Here is a 24,760-nt window from a genome sequence, read left to right on the forward strand (position 1 = left end):
TGTGCTTTCAGGCCATGACATCCCACTTGTTCCGTATAGTCAGCATCGTTGCAACGTGTCCGCTATGCTATGAGCAAGGATAGGTTGGGGCGACAGGCCTGAAAAATCAACTGTCATTAAATTGGCTAAATTGTTTAAGTGAAATAAATGTTATTGTGTTATTGTTTTTGTGTTCTTTCTATAAGCATGTTGATTCTGTTTTATCAATATTTAATGAGGTATGCATATAACGCGTCGTTTAAGGATTATCAAACCATGTTTTTGAGCGGTAAATAATATGTATGTCATTATTTTTTATTCAGTTGATGAGAATTGTCTGTTGTGATTCATTAATTTGAAAATGCGGTTAGTTACAAAAAATGACATAAAAATAATATTTTTCCACCGTTTATGATTAATTTTATTAAGTGGTGCTATGATTTTAGGTTAAGCATTTTTTATGTGCTTGAATGATAATTTATGTTATCTGGTGTAACTTTTATTTCGGCCTATTGGTCGGTCTTATGGATGCTATAGGATATAGGTAAAAAGAACTAAATAAATATTCGATGATGACTTGCTTTCTCAGGATGAAATTTTATGAGTAGATGGCGATATAAAATATTTTTATGATTTTTTTTGTTATTGCGTTATACATGATAACTATGCTGAACATCTTCGGAATATTACGTTGGACGGGCAGAGAAATTGCCTCTGCATTGCAGAAGTCTCATAACGTATAGTCTGGAGAGCATTATGTATGTAAACCAACAGTCCTCACTCGCCATGCCTGCACCAAGAGCGCCGATGAATCAGAAAATTGATACCGATAACGCGATGGTGCAAAACCATAACGCCATATACCAACAGCTCCTCGACCAAATTCGTGAGGACAATACATATACACATGCCGTTATTACCCTTAATCCTTATGGCACCGCGACGTTAAGCCTTTATCCTGGTGTCTGAGTTGAAAGCAGCGAACCGGGTATCGTGGAGTTTCTGGTTTTTGACAACGGTAATTATCGTTTCCGCGAAGATAATATCAATCTGCCGCCACCGGGTAACGACCGCATGAGAGTTGTTTTATTTACTGATGTCGTCAACACGCATGGTGTGATCCGGAACGATGTTATTGATATGTTCCATATAATCAGCAATTGCCTGCGAGGTTTATAGCCCTTTAATGTCTTTGACATTTTTACCTTTCGTGAAGCCTGATCCGCCACGGCCTTTATCGATAAAGGAGTCCAGCGCGACGGTACTGAATGTATTGTCTGCGACCTGTTTACCTTTGATATCAAATTCGACAATACGCTGTCCCAGCGGTTTTGTGCTGTAGTGTTTGAATTTGGCCGTTTTCGACACATGCAGCATGCTGTTCTTCGGATCGGCTGCATGAGACATCATCGCCTTCAGATCGTTACCGCTAACTTCCACGTTCATTACGTCGTTAGTAAAAGGATGCATACTCAGAACATCGACCATCAGGTAACCATCGTCATATCAATAATGGTGTGATGGAGGGCACCGTTGTAGTGATGGCTGAGCTGGCAGGTTTTCAGGTATTGCTTACAGCGATAGAGTTGCACTCCTGAGGGGGAAATGACCGTTTCGGATCACCTCCTGAGTTACGGAACAGCGGGGCAAATCACATCAATCTTTGCTATCAGTTATCCAAAAGGTAAAGCTTAGTACAACACTAAATCTGCGGTATGACCTAAAAAGATGAAGTGTTGATTTAATAATAAACATTGAGTTATTTTTTATAAAAAAACATTTCTCGACACATTATTTTTAAATACTTTTATCCTGCGTGATGTGAGATTTATATCACTATTCTATAACTAGATTTGGTTAAACTTCGACACCGGAGTAAAACATATTCATTGATGAATAAAATATAACTATGGGAAATATATTCAATGTCTCTGATAAAGCGAACAGTATTATTTAGTCTCTTACTTACAATATCTACTGTTTTTAGCCATTCTGTACATGCACTGGAATATAAGAATTCATTTGGATCAATTAATGCCGGTTATGCTGACTGGAATAGTGGATTCGTCAATGTACATCGTGGGGAGGTGTGGAAAGTAACTGCTGACTTTGGTGTCAATTTCAAAGAGGCAGAATTCTATTCATTTATTGAAAGCAACGTGTTAAATCACGCTGTTGCTGGAAGAAATCATACTGTTTCTGCCATGACTCATGTACGACTCTTTGATTCAGATTATACTTTCTTCGGTAAGATATATGGTCAATGGGATAACTCATGGGGCGATGACCTCGATATGTTTTATGGAGCGGGGTATTTAGGTTGGAGCGGGAGTTGGGGGTTCTTCAAACCCTATATTGGTCTGCATAATCAATCTGGTGATTATGTCTCGCAGAAATATGGGCAGACAAGCGGCTGGAATGGCTATGTTATTGGCTGGACTGCAGCCTATAATTTTAATTTATTTGGTGAAGATTTTGTTTTATCTGACTGGAATGAAATCGAACTAGATAGAAATGACGCTTATACGGAGCAGCAATTCGGTCGAAATGGATTAAATGGTGGATTAACACTGGCATGGAAATTTTATCCCCGCTGGAAAGCTACTGTGACATATCGTTATTTCGCGAACAAACTAGGTTATGACGGATATGGAGACCAGATGATTTATATGGTCGGATATTCATTTTAAATAAAATCAAAGGAGTTGAAATGAAAAAAACAGTCATTGCCAGCATGATTGGACTGGCGCTTTGTGCGACAAGTACGTTATCTGTCGTGCACGCGGCTGCCGAAAAACGCCCGAACTTAGTTTTTATTGTGGCAGATGATCTTGGCTATGGTGATTTGGCGACTTACGGTCACCAGATAGTGAAAACCCCGAATATTGACCGCCTGGCGAAAGAAGGGGTCAAATTCACTGAATACTATGCGCCGGCTCCTTTGTGTTCTCCTTCCCGCGCCGGGATGTTAACAGGCCGTATGCCCTTCCGCACCGGTGTACGCTCCTGGATCCCTGAAGGTACTAATGTTTCTATTGGACGTAACGAATTGACCATAGCCAATCTGCTGAAACAGCAGGGTTACGATACCGCGATGATGGGTAAACTGCATCTCAACGCCGGGGGCGATCGTACCGATCAGCCGCAGCCGAAAGAGTTAGGTTTTGATTACTCTCTGGTGAACCCGGCTGGCTTTGTGACCGATGCTACGCTGGATAATGCCAAAGAGCGCCCGCGTTACGGCGTCGTCCACCCAACCGGCTGGATGCGTAACGGCAAACATATTGATCGTGCCGATAGCATCAGCGGCGAATTTGTCAGTTCTGAAGTGGTGAACTGGCTAGATAACAAGAAAGACGACAAACCGTTCTTCTTATACGTTGCCTTTACGGAAGTTCACAGCCCGCTGGCCTCGCCGAAAAAATACCTCGATATGTATTCACAATACATGAGCGAATACCAGAAGCAGCATCCCGATCTGTTCTACGGCGACTGGGCGGATAAACCGTGGCGCGGTACCGGTGAATATTACGCCAATATCAGCTATATGGATGCGCAAGTCGGCAAAGTACTGGATAAAATTAAAGCGATGGGGGAAGAAGATAATACCATTGTCATCTTCACCAGTGATAACGGCCCGGTGACGCGTGAAGCGCGTAAAGTCTACGAGCTGAACCTCGCAGGCGAGACTGACGGTCTGCGCGGACGTAAAGATAACCTGTGGGAAGGCGGTATTCGCGTTCCGGCAATTATCAAATACGGTAAACACATTCCACAGGGCGTCGTTACCGATACGCCGGTGTATGGTCTGGACTGGATGCCGACGCTGGCGAACATGATGGATTTCAAACTGCCTACTGATCGTACATATGACGGGCAATCGCTGGTTCCGCTGTTGGAGCAGAAAACGTTAAAACGTAATAAGCCGCTGATCTTCGGTATTGATATGCCGTTCCAGGATGATCCGACCGATGAATGGGCGATCCGCGACGGCGACTGGAAGATGATCATCGATCGCCAGAATAAACCTAAATATCTCTATAACCTGAAAAAAGATCGGTTCGAAACGCTGAACCAAATTGGCAAACAGCCTGAAATTGAAAAACAGCTGTATGGCAAGTTCCTGAAAATGAAACAGGACATCGATAACGACTCATTAATGAAAGCCCGTGGCGACAAACCAACGCCGGTGACCTGGGGCTAAAAGGATAATTATAAAAAATTAAGTATGCCACTTAGGGCTCTGCCCGCCTGATTCAGCGCCCTCGTGCTGAGTCAGGTTCTTTTATTTTAGGGATACGGAAAATATGCAACGGAAAAGCTGTCAGGTAATGATCAAACCGACCGGGTCGGTGTGTAATCTTGATTGTAAATATTGCTTCTATCTGGAAAAGGAAATGCTCTATCCCGATAGAAAAAACCATTACAAGATGACGGAAGAAACGCTGGCGTTGTTTGTGCAACAGCATATTGCGGCGCAGGATGTGGATGAAGTGATTTTTGCGTGGCAGGGTGGGGAACCGACGCTGATGGGGCTGCCATTTTACCGCCAGGCGGTAGCGCTCCAGCAACGTTATGCTAATGGAAAAGCCATCGTTAATACTTTTCAGACCAATGGCATTCTGATTGATGATGAATGGGCGAGATTCTTCAGGGCGCATGACTTTCTGGTTGGTATTTCGATTGATGGCGATGCGGCGCTGCACGACGAATGGCGGGTAACTCGCGCAGGGCAACCTACCCATCATAAAGTTGAACAGGCGATAAAATGCCTGGCGAGTCATGGCGTTGAATTTAATACTCTCACGGTGGTGAGTCAGAGCAATATGCTGCACCCACAGCGGGTTTATGCGTATCTGAAATCTATCGGCAGCCGCTATATGCAGTTTATTCCGCTAGTGGAAAGAGCGGCAAATAAAGACGGAATGCTGGCGCATCCGCAGGACGAGCAAACCGCAGTAACCCCCTGGTCAGTGGACGGATTACAGTTTGGAAAGTTCCTGAATGCCATTTTTGATATCTGGATCCGCGAAGATATTGGTGATATCGGCATTCAACTCTTTGAACAAACGCTGGCGGCATGGTGTGGACTCCCCCCTCAGGTTTGCGTTTTTGCGCCCGTTTGCGGTAGCGCTTTTGCAATGGAAATGAATGGCGATGTGTATAACTGCGATCATTTCGTTTACCCGCAATATAAGCTCGGCAATATTAACGACACGCCGCTGCGTCAGATGAATAATAGCGCGCAAAACCAGCAGTTTGGTCTCGATAAAAGCCGCACGATGGCGCAGGAATGCCATACCTGCCCGTGGCAATTCGCCTGTTATGGCGGTTGCCCTAAACACCGCTTTTTGCCTTCGGCTTGCGGACCGATGAAGCAAAACTATCTTTGTGCCGGCTATCAGTGCTTTTTCTCTCATACCGCGCCAATGATGAAAGCGATGAAAACCCTTTACGTAAATAACCTGTCACCGGCGGAGATCCGGTCTGTTTTTTTTAAGTAATGCTCAAGGAGGAACGCATGTTTGCCAATATTAATGTGGACTGCTGTAAAACGCCGGGATGTAAAAATCTGGGCGTGTTGAACAGTCCGGATTATGTCCGCCAGGGAAAAGATGTTCTTTGTCGGGAATGTGGTTTCCTGTTTCCTGTTATTTCCGCTGGGGCGTTAAATCTTTTTCGCCACACGGTAAACCGGGGATGGAAAGGCCTGGTCAAACAGTGTCCTGCCTGCGGCAGCACCTCATTAAAGAAATACGGCTTCTCGACTCAGGGCGAACACCGCATGGCGTGTAGTCAGTGTCGGAAAACGTTCATCGTCCCCGAAAAGGCAAAAAGCGATTGCCGACAGGGCGAGCTGGCAACCCTAATTGAGGAAGGGACGTCGCTTGCCGGGATCCGCTCACAGCTGAAATTAGACAGCACAGGTCTTAACCGGGCGCTGTTTAAACTATCCCGTAATGCAAACCTTGCAGAGCGATGCCAGCAGTTTCCGGCCTTCGATATCGCACTCAGCACCCGCGCTTTCAGGGTGAACTATAACGGTGGAGACAGCAGCCTGTATGTTCTGGTGACGGCAGAAGAACAAAGCGGAAGGGTGGTGGCGATTTCGTCAAATTATTCAGCACAGCCGCTGGATAAAGCCTGGCAGTATCAGTCGTATTATGAAGAACGGCTACCTCCGGGTACGCTGGCGCATATGGTGCAACGTAAGGAAGCGATTACAGCGCGCCGCGAAACTTTATTTGATATCGACTACGGTCCGGCCTCGTTATATAAGAATGACTCCGGAATGATCGTAAAGCCGGTGTTGCCTGCCTACCGCCATTTTGAACTGGTGCGGATGCTGACGGACGAACGCTCCTTAAACGTTCAGCATTACCTCGATCATGAATGCTTTATTCTGGGGGGATGCATGATGGCGAATATGCCGCATGTCCATCAGGGCCGTTGCCATATTTCATTTGTCAAAGAACGCGGTACGACGCCGCTGCAAAAAGATATTCCGCCACGCCTGTTTTTAAGCGGCGGTATCCGTAACAATGTCTGGCGTACTTTTTCTACCCGCGATTATGCTATGGCGGTGTGTAATCTCACCGGTAATAAAAAAATTACCCAGCAACGCTATGCTACGTTACAAGGCGCGACGGCGTTCATTAATTATCTGTATGCGCATCCTTTTTTGGCGCAGCTTAATCGTCTGTCACCGGCAAATGTGACGGCAACGCTGGATTATCTGAAGTATGAATATAATCAATCCCGTAAGGTCGGATAACGCATCGCATGCCGTGTGATAGAGCTGAGTCGATGGCTTTTGATTATCAGTACAACCCTCTCCAGCGTATCTATTTCGTTGTTCCAGCAAGGAACGACAACGATATACTGGAGAGATCATGGGGCCGTTCAAACATCAAAAGAATACGCTTCCTGCCCCGTGTCTTGCCGTCAATCAGAGGATTGATAAGCAAAATGCGATGGTGCTCAACCATACGGCGATTTATGAGCACAGCCTCAGCCAGATTACAGAAAGTAATACAGTACAAAATGCGCTGATTATTCTTAATCCGTTTATGGCCGCGCCATCTCTTGCCAGCCTGGCGAGAGCGATATTATCGATCCGCAGGCGGGCAGCGAGGCGATAGGGCTGCTAATTTTACAGGAGATTGCGCCTACGGAGAAAACCGTGCTTTTTGAAGCGACCATGACGTCAGGTTACTACAAAAACGCGGAAACGAACGGGGAAGGCTATCGCTACGATATTACCAGTTTCCGGGTGTATAAAATGGATCTGTACGCGTAGCGGTCTATCATCAATGACTGACTGCACTAAAAAAGTCCGGCGTAAGTCGGACTTCATTTCGTAAAAAACGAGCTATTCATCATATATAATCTAATTTTAACGATGAGTCAGGCGAGGTAAGATAGTAGATCCGAAGAATTCACCTGATTGAGAGAATAAAAAGTGAAACATCTGCACCGATTTTTTAGCAGCGATGCCTCTGGGGGCATCATTCTCATCATCGCCGCTGCGCTGGCTATGCTGATGGCCAATATGGGCGCGACCAGTGGATGGTATCATGATTTTCTGGAGACGCCGGTTCAGCTACGGGTTGGGGCGCTTGAGATCAACAAAAACATGCTGTTGTGGATCAACGATGCGCTGATGGCCGTGTTTTTCCTGTTGATTGGCCTGGAAGTTAAGCGCGAACTGATGCAAGGCTCGTTAGCCAGTCTGCGCCAGGCCGCTTTTCCGGTGATTGCCGCCATCGGCGGGATGATTGTACCGGCATTGCTCTATCTGGCCTTTAACTACTCCGATCCGGTCACTCGCGAGGGCTGGGCTATTCCTGCCGCGACGGATATCGCCTTTGCGCTGGGCGTGTTGGCGCTGTTGGGCAGCCGGGTTCCGCTGGCGCTGAAAATTTTCCTGATGGCGCTGGCGATCATCGATGATCTCGGCGCCATCGTTATTATCGCACTGTTTTATACCAGCGATCTTTCTATCGTCTCGCTGGGCGTGGCGGCGTTCGCGATTGCCGTGCTGGCGCTGCTGAACCTGTGCGGCGTCAGACGGACTGGGGTATATATTCTGGTCGGGGCAGTGCTGTGGACGGCGGTACTGAAGTCCGGCGTTCACGCGACGCTGGCAGGCGTCATTGTCGGTTTCTTTATTCCGCTGAAAGAAAAACACGGTCGCTCGCCGGCCAAGCGTCTGGAGCATGTTCTGCACCCGTGGGTCGCGTACCTGATCCTGCCGCTCTTCGCTTTTGCGAATGCTGGCGTTTCTCTTCAGGGCGTCACGATTGACGGTCTGACCTCCATGCTGCCGTTGGGAATTATTGCTGGTCTGCTGATTGGTAAGCCGCTGGGGATTAGCCTGTTTTGCTGGCTGGCGCTGCGTTTCAAGCTGGCGCATCTGCCGCAGGGGACCACTTATCAGCAAATCATGGCGGTCGGCATTTTGTGTGGCATTGGCTTTACGATGTCCATCTTTATCGCCAGCCTGGCATTTGGCAATGTCGATCCGGAACTTATTAACTGGGCGAAATTGGGCATTTTGATTGGTTCATTGCTCTCCGCAGTGGTGGGGTATAGCTGGTTGCGCGCGCGTTTGAACGCGCCGGCATAATCAGTACGAAGGAAAGGGGGAGCGATGTATCACTCCCTTGCGACATTGAACAGGGAGAGGAATGAGCATGTCTCATATTAACTACAACCATCTTTATTACTTCTGGCATGTCTATAAAGAAGGTTCTGTCGTGGGTGCCGCAGAGGCGCTTTTTCTGACGCCGCAAACCATTACTGGTCAAATTAAAGCCCTGGAAGAGCGTTTACAGGGGAAGCTATTTAAACGTAAGGGACGCGGTCTTGAACCCAGCGAACTGGGCGAGCTGGTTTTTCGCTATGCGGACAAAATGTTTACGCTAAGCCAGGAGATGCTGGATATCGTCAATTACCGCAAAGAATCAAACCTGTTGTTTGATGTCGGCGTCGCCGATGCTTTATCCAAGCGTCTGGTCAGCAGCGTTCTGGATGCGGCGGTGGTGGTAGACGAACCCATACATCTGCGTTGCTTCGAGTCCACGCACGAAATGTTGCTCGAACAGCTCAGCCAGCACAAGCTGGATATGATTATCTCCGACTGCCCGATAGATTCCACGCAGCAGGAGGGGCTATTCTCAGTCAAAATCGGCGAATGCAGCGTCAGTTTCTGGTGTACGAATCCGCTTCCTGAAAAAGCGTTCCCTGCCTGCCTGGAAGAGCGACGGTTGCTGGTGCCGGGACGGCGCTCAATGCTGGGACGTAAGTTGTTGAACTGGTTTAATTCGCAGGGGTTGCAGGTTGAGATCCTCGGTGAATTTGATGACGCGGCCTTAATGAAGGCGTTTGGCGCGACGCACGATGCGATTTTTGTGGCGCCGAGCCTTTATTCGCTGGATTTTTATGCCGATGAGTCGGTAATAGAGATTGGGCGCGTGGAGAATGTCATGGAAGAATATCATGCGATTTTTGCCGAGAGAATGATCCAGCATCCGGCGGTGCAGCGTATTTGCAATGCGGACTACTCGGCATTGTTTAAACTACAGTAGACGTACCTACCGTAATACTTCCGGCTGCGGAACTAGCCCGCAGCCGGAATCATTCTACAAGTTCAGCAGGCTACGGTACTGCCCACCTTCGCGGATAAACACCGGAATTCTGTTCAGTGGCGTAGCGTAATGCAGCGTCTGCCCTCCTGAATAGCTTTCACCGGTCGCAAGATCCGTCCATGTTTCCCCTTCCGGTAGCCAGATATCACGTTCGCGCATACCTTCATGCATGACGGGGGCGATCAGCAGGTCAGGACCAAAACAATACTGGTCGGTGATTGCCCAACTTGTTTCCTGTTCGGGGAATTCAAAGAACAGGGGGCGCATCACTGGCGTATTGTGCTTATGGGTTTCCTCCATCAGCGCTTTGATATAGGGCTTGAGTTTTTCTCGCAACGCCAGGCAACCTGTCAGTACCTCGCATACTTCCTCACCGTAGCTCCAGACCTCGTTCGGCGCACCTGTAGGGCACTGGGCGATACCATCCCGGTATGGTTGTGCGGGTAAAATCTGCGGATCGCGGTTGCCGTGCAGACGCATCACCGGGCTAAAGACGCCCCACTGGAACCAGCGAATCAGCAATTCATGGAATTTCGGGTCGTGAATATTACCGCCATGGAAACCGCCGATATCCGTCGTCCACCACGGTATCCCCGCGATTCCCATATTGAGTCCGGCGGCAAACTGGTTGCGTAGCGATCTAAACGAGGAGTGAATATCACCTGACCAGACCAGTGCGCCGAACTTCTGACTGCCGGCCCAGGCGCAGCGTAGCAGGTTGATAACCTGGTCTTCGCCATCGGCTTTCATGCCGTCAAAAAAGGTTTTAGCGTACATACGTGGGTAGATATTGCCCACTTCCAGTACCGGCCCGGCATGGTAGCGATAGTTGTCGTAGTCGTAAACGCTGAACTCAGGTTCGGCTTCATCTAACCAGAATAACTTCACGCCTTTATCGTAATAGTTGCGTTTGGCTTTGCCCCAGACGTAGTCGCGCGCGCCCGGATGAGTCGCATCAAAGTAAGTGGTATTGCCGAGGAAATCCATATTGATCGGCAAGCCACGTTCCGTTTGTACCAGCCAGCCGTTTTCGCGCATCTCCCGATAGCTTTCGGTACGGTTATCCACCGTCGGCCAGACGGAGACCATCAGTTCAATTCCCAGCGATTTCAGCTCGGCAATCATGGCATCAGGATCGGGCCAGTCGCGCGCATCGAACATCCAGTCACCCTGATTCGGCCAGTGAAAGAAGTCGATTACGATCACTGAGATAGGCAGATTGCGGCGCTTATATTCGCGGGCGACCTCCAGCAGCTCTTCCTGCGTACGATAACGGAGTTTGCACTGCCAGAAGCCCATGGCGTAGTCCGGCATCATCGGCGGCGTGCCGGTAGCCAGCGCGTAAGCCCGGCTAATTTCTGCCGGGGTATCGCCAGCCGTGATCCAGTAGTCCAGCTGTTCGCTGACCTGCGCTTCCCATTCGGTAACGTTTTGGGCAAAGGTTACGCGTCCGACTGCCGGGTTGTTCCATAAAAATCCGTAGCCCAGACTGGAGAGCATAAACGGTACTGAGGCCTGGGAGTTACGTTGCGCCAGCTCAAGCACGCATCCTTTGAGATCCAGGTTGGCCTGTTGATACTGCCCCATACCATAAATTTTTTCCCCTTCGGTGGCTTCGAAGCGGGCTTTCAGTGAATATTTCCCACCCTGAATCGGGCGGAACTCGCGTCCCTCAAGGTTGAGTGCGCTAACGTACTGGCCGTGAGATGATTCATCCTCGCCAATTTCGCCCCGCAGGCGCCAGAACTCCTGCAACAGGGGTTTGTGTGGATGGCGGTAAAAGGTAACTTGTCCTTTTTGATTGACGATAGCGATAATTTTGCCGTTGGTCAGCGTTGCCTGGTGGTGCTCATAATCAATGTGGCACTGACTTTCTGCGACTGGCTCAGTCAATGCCCAGTCTTCATTTCTCATTACCGGCAGATGACGGCCGCTGCGTACGCGCAGGCTGTTCTCGCCCCAGGGTTCAATCCATAAATAGCGATCGTTTTGCTGCCAGACCAGACGACGCGGGTCTTGTTGCATAAATGGCATGGTGGTGCCTCCCATATTCGAGGGTGAAGGTAAAGAACGTTATGAGTTGACGGTTTCCAGATCGTGGCGAATCTTCTCTTCCATCGCTTCGTATTTGCGAAAGAAAAGTAGTGGGATCGCTGCGAGCGCGAAGAGTAGGGCGGGTGCCCAGATAAAGGCCCAGATAATGCCCTCCAGACCCGCAGCACTCTGGGCATGGTTGGGGACATAGCCAAAACTGTTCATGATCCAGGCGGCGAAAGCGGTGCCGAGGCCACTACCCATCTTGATGCAGAAGGTACTGCCGAAGGCGATAAGAATGCCGGTAGCCTTAATACCGGTCTTCCAGGCGCCGAAATCGACGGCGAAGCCCAGCATGGCAAACGGCATTGAGCAGGCGATACCGCTGCCGATATTGCCGAGTATCCAGGCGGCGATGAGGAAAGTAATGTTGTCCGCTGCCAGCCACATCATGACGCCGCCAAACGTGGCGACCAGCAGACCGCCTACCCATATCCAGGTTTTAGCCAGGTATTTGCTAAAGAAGGGGATAGCGATGATAAACAGGATCTGAATCGTCGCCAGGCTGTTAATCAGCGGTACCAGATCTTTACGGTCGAGGTTGTAGGTCAGATAATAGACAATGGTCGTGTTGCGCTGCTGTAGGGCAATCCAGAAGATCAGATTAGCCAGCACCATCAGGATCCACGGCCAGTTACCTTTCATCGCCGCGAAACTTTTTTTCATCGGCAACTTAGGTTCATGCTGTATTTTATCCGTATCCATTTCACGAATGTTTTTAAACGCAAAGAGCGTTAGCGCGCAGGATATAATGGCAAACGTAATTGCCGTATAAATAAAACCAGCGTGATCATCACCGTTACCTAAAAAAGCGACTAACGGCAAGGCGGTCGCGTTCATTAATAAAACCCCAATTTGCCCACCGGTCATTCGCCAGGAATTTAAAACCAGTCTTTCCTTGGGAGATAAGGTCATCAGGGGTAATATTGCACTGAGTGGTGTATTAAGTCCGGTAAATAGAATGCTGGCAATCATATAAGATATTGCTGCATAGATGGCTTTTCCTGTCATACTGATATCAGGAGACCAAAATGACAGCGCGCTGAATACCGCAAAAGGCAGCGGTAACCATAAAAACCAGGGACGACATTTACCGTAGCGTGAACGCGTTTTATCGATGATGATCCCCCATATGGGGGCGTCTATGCCATCGATAATACGCGCCAGCAGCAGGATAACGCCTGCTACGGCAAGGCTAATGCCCGCAACGTCTGTGTAGAAATATAAAATGTACGTTGAACCGAAGCAGTACAGCAGATTACCCGCCACATCCAAAGAGCCGTAGCTAATACGCTGTAGTAAAGACAATGATGCTGACCCGGAAGGCTGGGTATCCTCAATGACAGAACTCATAATGATAACTCCGATATTGGTACGATACGCCCAGAAAAACAACCTCTACTTTCTAAGCAAGTTTTGAATATTATTTTTATGTCGTTTTTGAATTTAACCTCAGATTAAAATGAGTAAGTAAGGTGTACATGAAAAGTAGTTAACCCGACGGCATCAATCAATTATTAAATCTTACATCAGGATTGCGTTTATTAGTTTTTGAATGAGCGATGTTTTTATTTGCTAAGGTGGTCACAGTTTTTTCAGTAATGAAATAAGAAAAGGAAAACAGTGAAAGAAAATAACTTTCAAGTATTACGTGACTGAGGGAGGGGTAGCTGAAAAAATAGGCTGGTCAGGAAGAGCGTGAACGAGTGAGGTCAGAGCCAGCGGTTGTCGAGCAAAACGGCAGATAGCAGGCATAAAAAAACCCGCTTTACGCGGGTTTTTCTACAAAGCTGATAACAAGCAGGCGATTAAGCCAGTTTGTTGATCTGTGCAGTCAGGTTAGCTTTATGACGTGCAGCTTTGTTTTTGTGGATCAGACCTTTAGCAGCCTGACGGTCCACGATCGGTTGCATTTCGTTAAATGCTTTCAGTGCAGCAGCTTTGTCGCCAGCTTCGATAGCTGCGTATACTTTCTTGATGAAAGTACGCATCATAGAGCGACGGCTTGCGTTGTGCTTACGAGCCTTTTCAGACTGAACGGCGCGCTTCTTAGCTGATTTGATATTAGCCAAGGTCCAACTCCCAAATGTGTTCTATATGGACAATTCAAAGGCCGAGGAATATGCCCTTTTAGCCTTCTTTTGTCAATGGATTTGTGCAAATAAGCGCCGTTTAAATTGCAGCACTCGTTGCGTAGTGATGGCGCAGGATTCTACCAGCTTGCGTGCTGTGAATACAGCCTTTCCATGAGAAAAATTGCATTAAGCGGCGGGTTTTGGGGCGGAGTTTGCCGCATGGCGATGAAAAGCATCTTCTTTATGTTTCATCAGGGCAATAGTCGGTTAACCTTGACCGCTGTACAAGGTATACTCTTGCGATTTTCACTGTTTTGAGTCAGACATGAAGCTGATACGCGGCATACATAATCTCAGTCAGGCCCCGCATGGGTGTGTGCTGACCATTGGTAATTTCGACGGCGTACATCGGGGGCATCGCGCTCTACTGCAGGGTTTGCAGGAAGAAGGACGCAGACGCGGTCTGCCGGTGGTGGTCATGATTTTCGAACCGCAGCCGCTGGAGCTGTTCGCGACGGATAAAGCGCCCGCTCGCCTGACGCGCCTGCGTGAAAAACTGCATTACCTTGCGCAGTGCGGCGTGGACTATGTGCTGTGCGTGAAATTCGATCGCCGCTTTGCCGCTTTGACGGCGCAAACGTTTATCAGCGAACTGCTGGTGGAGCGACTTGGCGTGCAATTTCTTGCCGTCGGCGATGATTTCCGCTTTGGTGCTAGCCGCGCGGGCGATTTCTTGTTATTACAGAAGGCGGGGGCGGAGTATGGTTTTGCGGTTTCCAGCACCCAAACCTTTTGTGAAGGCGGCGTGCGTATCAGTAGTACCGCAGTGAGACAGGCGCTGGCGGAAGATAACCTGGCGCTTGCCGAAAGCCTGCTGGGACATCCCTTTACTATTTCCGGGCGTGTCGTTCATGGCGACGAGCTGGGACGTACCATTGGCTTCCCGACGGCGAACTTACCGCTGCGCCGTCAGGTCTCCCCGGTCAAAGGGGTCTATGCGGTGGAAGTCACCGGGCTTGGCGATAAGCCGTTACCCGGCGTAGCGAACATTGGCACTCGTCCAACGGTGGCTGGCGTGCGTCAACAACTGGAAGTGCATCTGCTGGACGTTGTAATGGACCTCTACGGTCGCCATATAGATGTAATACTGCGTAAAAAGATACGTAATGAGCAGCGATTTGCGTCGCTTGATGAGCTAAAAGCGCAAATCGCACGCGATGAGTTAACGGCCCGCAAGTTTTTTGGGCTAGCCGGGCAGGTGTAACCCTGACGGTGTTTATCAAACCGAAATACGGAACCGAGAATCTGATGAGTGACTATAAATCGACCCTGAATTTGCCGGAAACAGGGTTCCCGATGCGCGGCGACCTCGCCAAGCGTGAACCGGGAATGCTGGCGCGTTGGACCGATGATGATCTGTACGGCATCATTCGTGCGGCCAAAAAAGGCAAAAAAACCTTCATTCTGCATGATGGCCCTCCATATGCGAATGGCAGCATTCATATTGGTCACTCAGTTAACAAGATTCTGAAAGACATTATCGTGAAGTCCAAAGGACTGTCGGGATTTGACTCGCCTTACGTGCCGGGCTGGGACTGTCACGGTCTGCCTATCGAGCTGAAAGTCGAGCAGGAGTTCGGTAAGCCGGGCGAGAAATTCACCGCCGCTGAATTCCGCGCTAAGTGCCGCGAATATGCCGCTACGCAGGTTGACGGCCAGCGTAAAGACTTCATTCGTCTGGGCGTGTTGGGCGACTGGTCGCATCCGTACCTGACTATGGACTTCAAAACCGAAGCCAACATCATCCGTGCTCTGGGCAGAATTATCAAAAACGGTCATCTGCACAAAGGCGCTAAGCCGGTGCACTGGTGCGTTGACTGCCGTTCCGCGCTGGCGGAAGCGGAAGTTGAATATTACGACAAAACGTCACCGTCTATCGACGTGGCGTTCCGCGCCGTCGATCAGGATGCGGTGAAAGCGAAGTTTGGTCTGCCGGGCGTGAGCGGCCCTGTGTCGCTGGTTATCTGGACCACCACGCCGTGGACTCTGCCGGCTAACCGCGCCATCTCCCTGGCGCCGGACTTTGATTATGCGCTGGTGCAGATTGACGGTCAGGCGGTGATTCTGGCGAAAGATCTGGTTGAAAGCGTCATGCAGCGTATTGGCGCGGCTGAATACACCATTCTCGGCACCGTTAAAGGCGCGGAGCTGGAACTGCTGCGCTTTACCCATCCGTTTATGGGCTTTGACGTGCCGGCGATCCTCGGCGATCACGTCACCCTGGACGCCGGTACCGGCGCGGTACATACCGCCCCTGGCCACGGCCCGGATGACTACGTGATCGGCCAAAAGTATGGCCTGGAAACGGCTAACCCGGTTGGGCCGGACGGCGCTTACCTGCCAGGCACATATCCAACGCTTGACGGTGTTAACGTCTTCAAAGCGAACGATATCGTTATTGAACTGCTGAAAGAAAAAGGCGCGCTACTGCATGTCGAAAAAATGCAGCACAGCTATCCGTGCTGTTGGCGTCACAAAACGCCGATCATTTTCCGCGCGACCCCGCAGTGGTTCGTCAGCATGGATAAAGAAGGGCTTCGTCAACAGTCCCTGAAAGAGATCAAAGGCGTTCAGTGGATCCCGGACTGGGGTCAGGCGCGTATTGAATCAATGGTCGCTAATCGTCCTGACTGGTGTATCTCACGTCAGCGTACCTGGGGCGTACCGATGGCGCTGTTCGTGCATAAAGAAACGCAGGAGCTGCTGCCGATTGAGCGTACTCTGGCGGCGATGGAAGAGGTGGCGAAACGCGTCGAAGTTGACGGTATCCAGGCGTGGTGGGATCTCGACCCGAAAGAGATCCTCGGCGAAGATGCCGATCAATACGAGAAAGTTCCGGATACGTTGGACGTTTGGTTTGATTCCGGTTCCACCAGTTACTCCGTGGTTGACGCACGTCCGGAATTCGCCGGTCATGCTGCCGATATGTATCTGGAAGGCTCTGACCAGCATCGCGGCTGGTTTATGTCTTCCCTGATGATTAGCGTGGCGATGAAAGGCAAAGCGCCATACCGCCAGGTACTGACTCACGGTTTCACCGTCGATGGTCAGGGGCGCAAGATGTCCAAGTCCATCGGTAACACCGTGTCGCCGCAGGATGTGATGAATAAACTGGGCGCGGATATCCTGCGTCTGTGGGTGGCGTCTACTGACTATACCGGCGAAATGGCGGTCTCTGACGAGATCCTCAAACGTGCTGCCGACAGCTATCGTCGTATCCGTAATACCGCGCGCTTCCTGCTGGCGAACCTCAATGGCTTCAATCCGGCCACCGATATGGTCAAACCGGAAGAGATGGTGGTGCTGGACAGGTGGGCGGTGGGCTGCGCGAAAACGGCGCAGCAAGAGATTCTGAAGGCATACGAAGCTTACGACTTCCATGAAGTGGTACAGCGCCTGATGCGCTTCTGCTCCGTTGAAATGGGCTCGTTCTACCTCGACATCATCAAAGACCGCCAGTACACCGCGAAGGCCGATAGCGTCGCGCGTCGTAGCTGCCAGACTGCGCTGTATCATATCGCAGAGGCGCTGGTTCGCTGGATGGCGCCTATCATGTCCTTCACGGCTGATGAAATCTGGGGCTACCTGCCGGGCGAGCGTGAAAAATATGTCTTCACCGGCGAATGGTACGACGGGTTGTTTGGCCTGGAAGAGAATGAAGAATTTAATGACGCATTCTGGGACGATGTCCGCTATATCAAGGACCAGGTCAACAAAGAGCTGGAAAATCAGAAAGCCAATGGCATCAAATCGAACCTGGAAGCAAAAGTGACGCTGAAATATGCTGACGATGCTAACGGTACGATCAAGAAGCTAAAACTGTTGGGTGAAGAGGTCAGATTTATCTTCATTACTTCCCAGTTCGTGATTTCTGAGCAAGCGGGGGGTATTGATGATGAAAATATTCAGTACAATGCTGGTAATACGACAGTTCAGGCAGTGGTAACGCGTGCCGAGGGTGATAAGTGTCCGCGCTGCTGGCACTACACTACTGATGTCGGCAAGGTGGCGGAACATGCAGATATCTGCGGACGCTGTGTCAGCAACATCGCCGGTAATGGCGAACAACGTAAATTTGCCTGATGAGTAAACCACTCTGTTCAACAGGACTACGCTGGCTATGGCTGGTAGTAGTCGTGCTGATTATCGATTTGGGCAGCAAATACCTGATCCTCCAGAATTTCGCTCTGGGGGATACGGTAGGGCTGTTCCCGTCGCTTAATCTGCATTATGCGCGTAACTACGGCGCGGCTTTTAGCTTCCTGGCGGATAGCGGCGGCTGGCAGCGCTGGTTCTTTGCCGGGATTGCGATAGGGATCTGCGTAATTCTTTTGGTGATGATGTATCGCTCGAAAGCGACGCAGAAGCTGAATAACATCGCTTATGCGTTAATCATCGGCGGCGCGCTGGGTAACCTGTTCGACCGCCTGTGGCACGGCTTTGTTGTCGATATGATCGATTTTTACGTCGGCGACTGGCATTTCGCGACGTTCAACCTTGCCGATAGCGCGATCTGTATCGGCGCGGCGCTGATAGTACTGGAAGGCTTTTTGCCGAAGCCGACAGCGAAAGAACAGGCATAAGCGTAAATACCGGGTGGCGCTTATCCGGTTTTGTAGGCCTGATAAGCGCAGCGCCATCAGGCAAACGTGGTGCCGGATGGCGGTGAAAACGCCTTATCCGGCCTACGGTTTTATCGTTCTTTGTGCCTCCGGGCAAAACACGTGAGCAATTTGCATGTCTAAATCCGTACAGAGCAACAGCGCGATCCTCGTTCACTTCACCCTGAAACTGGATGATGGCTCAACGGCGGAATCTACCCGCAATAACGGCAAGCCAGCCCTGTTCCGTCTTGGCGATACCTCGCTTTCCGAAGGTCTGGAGCAGCAGCTTCTGGGGTTGAAAGAAGGGGAAAAGAAAGCGTTTTCGCTGGAGCCTGACGCCGCGTTTGGCGTCCCCAGTCCGGACTTGATCCAGTATTTCTCGCGCCGTGAGTTTATGGCGGCGGGCGAACCGGAAGTCGGGGCGATTATGCTTTTTACCGCAATGGATGGCAGCGAAATGCCTGGCGTGATTCGCGAAATCAACGGCGACTCGATTACCGTTGATTTTAACCATCCGCTGGCCGGGCATACCGTTCACTTTGATATTGAAGTGCTGGAAATCGATCCGGCGCTGGAGGCATAAACATGCAGATCCTGTTGGCCAACCCACGCGGTTTTTGCGCCGGGGTAGACCGCGCTATCAGCATTGTTGAAAATGCGCTCGCCATTTACGGCGCGCCAATTTACGTTCGGCACGAAGTCGTGCATAACCGCTATGTAGTGGACAGCCTGCGCCAGCGCGGGGCGATCTTTATAGAGCAAATTAGCGAAGTGCCGGATGGCGCCATTCTGATTTTCTCCGCTCATGGGGTTTCCCAGGCGGTGCGTAACGAGGCGAAAAGCCGCGATCTTACCGTTTTTGACGCCACCTGCCCGCTGGTGACGAAAGTTCATATGGAAGTGGCGCGCGCCAGCCGTCGCGGTGAAGAATCTATTCTCATCGGCCACGCCGGGCACCCGGAAGTGGAAGGCACCATGGGTCAGTACAGCAACCCGGAAGGGGGGATGTACCTGGTTGAGTCGCCAGAGGACGTCTGGACGCTGAATGTCAAAAATGAAGGCAAGCTCTCCTTCATGACGCAAACCACGCTTTCCGTGGACGATACGTCCGATGTGATTGATGCGCTGCGTAAACGCTTTCCGAAAATCGTCGGCCCGCGCAAAGACGATATTTGCTATGCCACTACTAATCGTCAGGAAGCGGTGCGGGCGCTGGCGGAGCAGGCTGACGTGGTGCTGGTGGTCGGCTCGAAAAACTCTTCTAACTCTAACCGATTGGCGGAACTGGCCCAACGGATGGGAAGAACCGCGTTTCTTATCGACGATGCGGCGGATATCCAGGAGGCGTGGGTGAAAGAAGCCGCCTGCGTCGGCGTCACCGCTGGCGCTTCCGCGCCGGATATTCTGGTGCAGAATGTTATTGCGCGTCTGCGCGAGTTTGGCGGCGGCGAAGCTGTCACGCTTGAGGGGCGCGAAGAAAATATTGTTTTCGAAGTGCCGAAAGAGCTGCGTGTGGATGTTCGTGAGGTCGAATAAGATTTCATAATTCAGAAATCTGCCTGATGACGCTACGTTGACCAGATCTTAAGAATTTCTTTTGATATTCAATGTGCGACAGGAAGAATAAGGCGTAGTCGTCATCCGTTGCTAATGCCCCACCTTTTTGCTATTCATCTGAAAAACCAGCACAATCGTTGCTGGTTTTTTAGTTGTAATGCCTACAGGGATAAGGGAAATGGGCAAAATAAAATATGGATTGCCAACGTTACTCGCCATCGGCTTTTGGATGGACGCAACAAGCGCCACGGTGCTGGAGCTACCCGCCTGGGAGCGAAACTATACCGGAACTATCGCGGGGAAACCGGTAAACGTTAATATCACGCGATTTGGTAACACGCTTTATGGGTATTACTGCTATGAACCTTGCAATCAGCACAAGGCAGCGATTGTTCTACGCGGCTCACTCCAGGATAAAGAGGTGCATCTTGAAGAACGCGTAAAGGCGCTTTCGGGTTACTGGAATGCGGAAATCTCCAGCAGTGAGATTAAAGGCGAATGGACGTCCGCAGATAAAAAACGACATTTTCCTGTTGCCCTTATCTACCTCAAACCTAAAAACTCCCCTGATATTGTGCTGGTCACGAACACGAATGATGCAGGGGGTTACGACCCTTCCAAAGAGATTGATTGCGGCAATACGCCGGCCATTTCGGCGATAAAATTATACCGTGATGGTAAACTCATACAGACCTTAGATACCGCCTCGGTGGGCACTTGTAGCCCGTTTATGCCTCAATGGGGGGATGTCAATTTTGATGGCTACCCGGATCTGTCGATTGTAACAGAGCTACTTGCAGGGCCGGATGCTCCAGTACAAACATGGCTCTATGACCCCGCCAAACAGCGTTATGTTGATGCGCCAGCGTCTTATCAGGAAATCACTTCACCAGAGATCGATGCTGAACATAAACAGATTGTCAGCTATTGGCGCGGCGGTTGCTGCAGCCATGGCGTCAATGTGTATCGCTGGAAAGGAAAAACGATTGAACTGATCGATCGCGGTGAAAGCTACTTTCAGCCTGTGATCAGTAAAGGCAAAATGTATAACTGCTACATGATACCTTCCTACGCTGATGGGCGTATTATTTATCCGCTAGTACGTAAAAATGGTCATTTGACGCCGCCTCTTAGCCTTGATGGGACGTGTCAATCTTTTTGGCTAACCGGTAATATTCGTACCGTGATTCAGGCAGAAAAACCCGGCGCTGAGCCCGAATCGCTTGAGATTCAGTGGCAGGAAAACAAAGCATCGCCAGGGCGTTTTTGCCCATTAGTTCCGTTTGTCGAAGGTGATAAGCTAAGTCCGCGTCTGGTGACGGATGACGATGTGCCTGATGCCTGTATCAGTCGCGCTGAGTATGAAGATATAAAACAATAGGTCAGGAGAGCATTAATGACAGCATCCCTACACATTATTCTTGATACCGATCCGGGCATTGATGACGCGGCTGCTATTGCCGCTGCGCTGTTCGCCCCCCAGCTTGATCTGCAACTAATAACCACCGTCGCAGGCAATGTTTCCGTTGAAAAAACGACCCGTAATGCGTTGCAGCTTCTGCATTTCTGGAACAGCGATATCCCACTTGCCCAGGGGGCCGCGACGCCGCTGCTGCGTCCGTTACGCGATGCGGCATACGTCCACGGCGAATCCGGTATGGAAGGCTATGATTTTGTCGACCATCAGCGCCAACCGTTGGCGAAGCCTGCGTTTATCGCTATCCGGGATGTGTTGATGAACGCCCCGGAGCCCATGACATTAGTGGCGATTGGGCCATTGACCAATATTGCGTTGCTACTGATGCACTATCCGGAGTGTGCGTGTAACATTCGCCGTCTGGTGTTGATGGGCGGTTCCGCAGGGCGCGGCAATTTTACGCCTAATGCTGAATTTAACATTGCTGTCGATCCGGAAGCCGCGGCGCTGGTGTTCCGCAGCGGTCTGGAGATTGTGATGTGTGGGCTGGACGTCACGAATCAGGCAATGCTCTCGCCAGATTTTCTGAATAAACTGCCCGCGCTGAATCGCACCGGTAAGATGTTGCACAGCCTGTTCAACCATTATCGCAGCGGTAGTATGCGCACTGGCGTCCGGATGCACGATCTCTGCGCGATCGCCTGGCTGGTGCGTCCGGAGCTTTTTACCCTGCAATCCTGTTTTGTGGCCGTAGAAACGCAGGGGCAATATACCGCCGGTACCACGGTGGTAGATATTGAAGGGCGTCTTGGGCAGCCCGCCAACGCGCAGGTGGCGCTGGCGCTGGATGTGGACGGTTTTCGTCAGTGGGTGGCTGAGGTGTTTGCCTATGCGCCGTAATTACATGTTGGCGCCATAATCTCATACTTTGCCGCGATAGAGTCTCTCCGGCCTGCCCACTTTCCCGTAGCTGATCTCCGCTTCGAGAAAGTTATTTTTCACGCCTTGTTCCAGATAGCGTCGGGCAGTGGTTTTACTGCTGCCCAGAATTTGCGCCAGAGTGTCTGCTGTATGTACTGCCTGCGGGTCGGCGAATATTTGTCGTACCCGGTTGAAGGTGTTTTCATCAATTCCCCGCAGTCCGCTATTCGGTTCTGCGGTTTGTTCTTTGGCCTGGATATTAAATAAGGCATCAACGTGCGTCTGGTTTGCCTGCTCACTGGAACGTAACGAACTGCGGTAACGGGTGAACCGCTCCAGGGTATGCTGCAGGCGCTGATAATGTACCGGCTTAATCAGATAATCGAATACGCCCATGCGTAAGGCATCGCTGATGGTATCCATATGATTGTCGGCGGTAATGAAAATAATTCGCCCCGTGTAGTTGGCGCTGATGGTATGACGAATTAAATCGATCCCTTTGCCATCGGGTAAAAAATTATCCAATAGAATTAACTGTGGTTGATAGAGGCGTATTTGCTTCTTTGCACTTTCCAGTTTGTCTGCGATGCCGATGATTGAAAACTGGGGAAAAAGCTTGATGGTGTCCACCAGGATTTCCGCTAGCATCGGTTCGTCTTCAACGATGAGTGTCGTAATGCTATCCATGTTATTCTTCTCTGGTAAAAGGGATATAGAGGGTAAAAATGGTGCCAAAAGGATTATTGTTATCGACGATAATGTCGCCATTGGCCTGCTTGACGTAGCTGTGCACCAACCATAATCCAATTCCGTGATCGCCGTTGTTGTGGGTGGTCACTCCACGCTCGAAAATATGCTGGCGGATATTTTCGTCAATACCACATCCCTGATCGGCAACTTCAATAATGACTTCATTACCTTCGCTATTGATCAGGCACTCAATCTGTCGCGAGCCTTCGCTATTGAGCAGGGTAGCGTTATAGGCGTTGTCCAATAAATTGCCAACAATCGAAATCCATTCATTATGCGAGAGCGATGACGGCAGGTGTTCAACAAAGCTTGAAGGATCGAAAATCAGCTCCAGCCCCAGCTCTTTTGCCCGATAATATTTACCGATTAATAGCCCCGCAAGGTGGTGGTCGCGGAAATTATGGGAAATAAAATCGAGTACTTTCTGGTGGCTTTCCGACTGCTGCTGAATCAGCGCCAGCGCATTATCGTAGCGCTTCAGGAACAGCAGTCCGGCAATGGTGGAAATAAGGTTGCGATGCTCATGCTGCACGGCGCGCAGGTTATCGGCGTATTGCCGCACCTGACTTAACTGCAGGCTGAGTGTATTGATATCGTCTTTGTTGCGAAAGCTAATAACCCAGCCCTGAGGCTGGTTGTCAATAATGACCGCCATGCGACTGGCGATGACTTTCATTTGGTTAAAGGTGACGATCTCATCTTTTTTGTTTTTTTGCGGCGCATCGTAAAAGAAGGCCTCCGGCAACACGACATGGTGGATTGCATAGCCAATGAGTTCAGACTCCGGTTGGCTCAGATTCAGTAAGCGGCGAGCCGTTTGGTTAATAGCGGTAATACGGTGATGGGAGTCAATGGCGATCAACCCTTCAAATACCGACTCAAACAACACGCTTTGCTGAATTAATAGTTGTGAAAGCTGCTGCGGCTCCATGTTAAGCATCTGCTTTTTAATATGCAGCGAGAAGCGGCGGGCGCAGTACAACAGTACCAGCAGCAGTAACGCCATCGGGAACAGCAACGAGCTGATTTGTAAGTTAAGCCAGCTCTCCAACTGTTCCAGAGTATAGCCGACGGAAACAATACCGATGACTTTACCGGTACTGTCCTGAATCGGGGATTTACCACGTAAGGAAGAGCCTAATGAACCTTTGCGCACCGATACGTAGCTTTTAGCGTTATACAGCGCGTCGTCGCTATCGCCGCCCTCCATATATTTGCCGATCTCATCCGGGTTGACGTGATACAGTCGCTGACCTTTTTCGTTGCCAACGGTAATGTAAGTCGCATCCGAAAACGAGCGCATTGGGTCAATCAGCGCTTTGATGCGTGACAAATCATGCGCCTCTACGGCTTCAACTAATTCTGGCATAGCGGATATTTGCATTGCCTGAATAAGCGCACGTTGGCCCACCTGATAATGCAGGCGCTCTTTCGTGATATCGGTCAGATACCAGGTGATTGCCAGCATCACGATGGTGGATGTAAACAGGATCAGTAGAAATATCCGGTTTTGAAACGAGCGTCTGGCAAACCAGCGTGTAATTTCCCGTATAAACATATTGGTATTTAGATATTTAATTACGGTATTTTCTTGCATTCGGCATCACCGGAACCTGAACCAGTTCATACTTACTTTTCTTTCAGAAAAAATTT

The 24,760-nt window shown here is 50.1% G+C and carries 22 protein-coding genes and 1 pseudogene; 17 read left to right on the forward strand and 6 right to left on the reverse strand.

Annotation, left to right across the window (positions count from 1 at the left end):
- Nucleotides 1-735: 735 nt before the first annotated feature.
- Nucleotides 736-948 carry an arylsulfatase gene (locus ACLJQJ_RS15150; RefSeq protein WP_074182082.1) on the forward strand — a complete coding sequence of 71 codons (213 nt, stop codon included), beginning with the start codon at nucleotides 736-738 and terminating at the stop codon, nucleotides 946-948.
- A 204-nt stretch (nucleotides 949-1,152) separates the two neighbouring features.
- Here ACLJQJ_RS15150 and ACLJQJ_RS15155 read toward each other — a convergent pair whose 3' ends face one another.
- Nucleotides 1,153-1,467: a 5'-nucleotidase C-terminal domain-containing protein gene (locus tag ACLJQJ_RS15155; RefSeq protein WP_223229620.1), complete on the reverse strand. Its 315-nt coding sequence runs from the start codon at nucleotides 1,465-1,467 to the stop codon at nucleotides 1,153-1,155.
- A 437-nt stretch (nucleotides 1,468-1,904) separates the two neighbouring features.
- Here ACLJQJ_RS15155 and ACLJQJ_RS15160 point away from each other — a divergent pair, with 437 nt between their 5' ends.
- From ACLJQJ_RS15160 to nhaR, 8 genes and pseudogenes are all read left to right on the forward strand, one after another.
- Nucleotides 1,905-2,669: an outer membrane protein OmpK gene (locus ACLJQJ_RS15160; protein WP_000052612.1), complete on the forward strand. Its 765-nt coding sequence runs from the start codon at nucleotides 1,905-1,907 to the stop codon at nucleotides 2,667-2,669.
- A 20-nt stretch (nucleotides 2,670-2,689) separates the two neighbouring features.
- Nucleotides 2,690-4,183: a sulfatase gene (locus tag ACLJQJ_RS15165; RefSeq protein ID WP_000754367.1), complete on the forward strand. Its 1,494-nt coding sequence runs from the start codon at nucleotides 2,690-2,692 to the stop codon at nucleotides 4,181-4,183.
- A 103-nt stretch (nucleotides 4,184-4,286) separates the two neighbouring features.
- Entirely contained in the window at nucleotides 4,287-5,483 is a 1,197-nt protein-coding gene (locus ACLJQJ_RS15170) for an anaerobic sulfatase maturase (RefSeq protein WP_001189145.1), read from the forward strand.
- 17 nt (nucleotides 5,484-5,500) lie between these two features.
- The gene (locus ACLJQJ_RS15175; protein ID WP_063809570.1) at nucleotides 5,501-6,754 is read left to right on the forward strand and encodes a hypothetical protein; all 1,254 of its coding nucleotides are present in this window, start codon (nucleotides 5,501-5,503) and stop codon (nucleotides 6,752-6,754) included.
- A 118-nt stretch (nucleotides 6,755-6,872) separates the two neighbouring features.
- Entirely contained in the window at nucleotides 6,873-7,121 is a 249-nt protein-coding gene (locus tag ACLJQJ_RS15180) for a hypothetical protein (protein ID WP_063809569.1), read from the forward strand.
- Nucleotides 7,052-7,279, forward strand: a pseudogene (locus ACLJQJ_RS15185) (arylsulfatase); the annotation flags it as partial. The gene ACLJQJ_RS15180 and the pseudogene ACLJQJ_RS15185, both read left to right, overlap by 70 nt.
- Before the next feature lie 162 nt (nucleotides 7,280-7,441).
- A complete protein-coding gene (gene nhaA / locus ACLJQJ_RS15190) occupies nucleotides 7,442-8,608 on the forward strand; it encodes a Na+/H+ antiporter NhaA (protein ID WP_000681340.1) in 1,167 nt (388 codons plus the stop codon).
- Between the two features lie 61 nt (nucleotides 8,609-8,669).
- A complete protein-coding gene (nhaR, locus tag ACLJQJ_RS15195) occupies nucleotides 8,670-9,569 on the forward strand; it encodes a transcriptional activator NhaR (RefSeq protein ID WP_000062872.1) in 900 nt (299 codons plus the stop codon).
- Between the two features lie 54 nt (nucleotides 9,570-9,623).
- Here nhaR and ACLJQJ_RS15200 read toward each other — a convergent pair whose 3' ends face one another.
- From ACLJQJ_RS15200 to rpsT, 3 genes are all read right to left on the reverse strand, one after another.
- Entirely contained in the window at nucleotides 9,624-11,663 is a 2,040-nt protein-coding gene (locus ACLJQJ_RS15200) for a TIM-barrel domain-containing protein (RefSeq protein ID WP_001116446.1), read from the reverse strand.
- A 39-nt stretch (nucleotides 11,664-11,702) separates the two neighbouring features.
- Complete coding sequence (locus ACLJQJ_RS15205) at nucleotides 11,703-13,076, reverse strand: MFS transporter (RefSeq protein ID WP_000099989.1); 1,374 nt, start codon at nucleotides 13,074-13,076, stop codon at nucleotides 11,703-11,705.
- Between the two features lie 455 nt (nucleotides 13,077-13,531).
- Nucleotides 13,532-13,795: a 30S ribosomal protein S20 gene (gene rpsT, locus ACLJQJ_RS15210; RefSeq protein WP_001518655.1), complete on the reverse strand. Its 264-nt coding sequence runs from the start codon at nucleotides 13,793-13,795 to the stop codon at nucleotides 13,532-13,534.
- Nucleotides 13,796-13,900: 105 nt separating this feature from the next.
- Here rpsT and ACLJQJ_RS15215 point away from each other — a divergent pair, with 105 nt between their 5' ends.
- The 8 genes from ACLJQJ_RS15215 (at nucleotide 13,901) to rihC (ending at nucleotide 22,336) form a co-directional block, all read left to right on the forward strand.
- On the forward strand, nucleotides 13,901-14,116 hold the full coding sequence (locus ACLJQJ_RS15215) for a DUF2575 family protein (protein ID WP_001726890.1): 216 nt from the start codon (nucleotides 13,901-13,903) through the stop codon (nucleotides 14,114-14,116).
- 7 nt (nucleotides 14,117-14,123) lie between these two features.
- Nucleotides 14,124-15,062, forward strand: coding sequence for a bifunctional riboflavin kinase/FAD synthetase (gene ribF, locus ACLJQJ_RS15220; protein ID WP_000767311.1), 939 nt, complete (start codon nucleotides 14,124-14,126; stop codon nucleotides 15,060-15,062).
- Nucleotides 15,063-15,106: 44 nt separating this feature from the next.
- Nucleotides 15,107-17,941: an isoleucine--tRNA ligase gene (ileS, locus tag ACLJQJ_RS15225; protein WP_038393931.1), complete on the forward strand. Its 2,835-nt coding sequence runs from the start codon at nucleotides 15,107-15,109 to the stop codon at nucleotides 17,939-17,941.
- A complete protein-coding gene (gene lspA, locus ACLJQJ_RS15230; RefSeq protein WP_000042736.1) occupies nucleotides 17,941-18,441 on the forward strand; it encodes a signal peptidase II in 501 nt (166 codons plus the stop codon). The genes ileS and lspA overlap by 1 nt, the downstream gene beginning before the upstream one ends.
- Nucleotides 18,442-18,595: 154 nt before the next feature.
- The gene (fkpB, locus tag ACLJQJ_RS15235; RefSeq protein WP_000047269.1) at nucleotides 18,596-19,045 is read left to right on the forward strand and encodes an FKBP-type peptidyl-prolyl cis-trans isomerase; all 450 of its coding nucleotides are present in this window, start codon (nucleotides 18,596-18,598) and stop codon (nucleotides 19,043-19,045) included.
- Between the two features lie 2 nt (nucleotides 19,046-19,047).
- Nucleotides 19,048-19,998 carry a 4-hydroxy-3-methylbut-2-enyl diphosphate reductase gene (gene ispH, locus ACLJQJ_RS15240; protein WP_001166428.1) on the forward strand — a complete coding sequence of 317 codons (951 nt, stop codon included), beginning with the start codon at nucleotides 19,048-19,050 and terminating at the stop codon, nucleotides 19,996-19,998.
- Between the two features lie 199 nt (nucleotides 19,999-20,197).
- Complete coding sequence (locus ACLJQJ_RS15245; RefSeq protein ID WP_063809568.1) at nucleotides 20,198-21,400, forward strand: XAC2610-related protein; 1,203 nt, start codon at nucleotides 20,198-20,200, stop codon at nucleotides 21,398-21,400.
- 15 nt (nucleotides 21,401-21,415) lie between these two features.
- The gene (gene rihC / locus ACLJQJ_RS15250; protein WP_000127283.1) at nucleotides 21,416-22,336 is read left to right on the forward strand and encodes a ribonucleoside hydrolase RihC; all 921 of its coding nucleotides are present in this window, start codon (nucleotides 21,416-21,418) and stop codon (nucleotides 22,334-22,336) included.
- A 21-nt stretch (nucleotides 22,337-22,357) separates the two neighbouring features.
- On the opposite strand, the gene ACLJQJ_RS15255 is transcribed toward rihC, so the two are convergent.
- Both ACLJQJ_RS15255 and ACLJQJ_RS15260 read right to left on the reverse strand, forming a co-directional pair.
- Nucleotides 22,358-23,044, reverse strand: a complete 687-nt coding sequence (locus ACLJQJ_RS15255; protein ID WP_000377411.1) for a response regulator — start codon at nucleotides 23,042-23,044, stop codon at nucleotides 22,358-22,360.
- A gap of 1 nt (nucleotide 23,045) precedes the next feature.
- Nucleotides 23,046-24,665: a sensor histidine kinase gene (locus ACLJQJ_RS15260; protein ID WP_023216942.1), complete on the reverse strand. Its 1,620-nt coding sequence runs from the start codon at nucleotides 24,663-24,665 to the stop codon at nucleotides 23,046-23,048.
- Nucleotides 24,666-24,760: the final 95 nt, after the last annotated feature.

Origin of the sequence: Salmonella sp. SAL04202 (assembly GCF_046550775.1) — a bacterium.
Classification (GTDB): domain Bacteria; phylum Pseudomonadota; class Gammaproteobacteria; order Enterobacterales; family Enterobacteriaceae; genus Salmonella; species Salmonella enterica.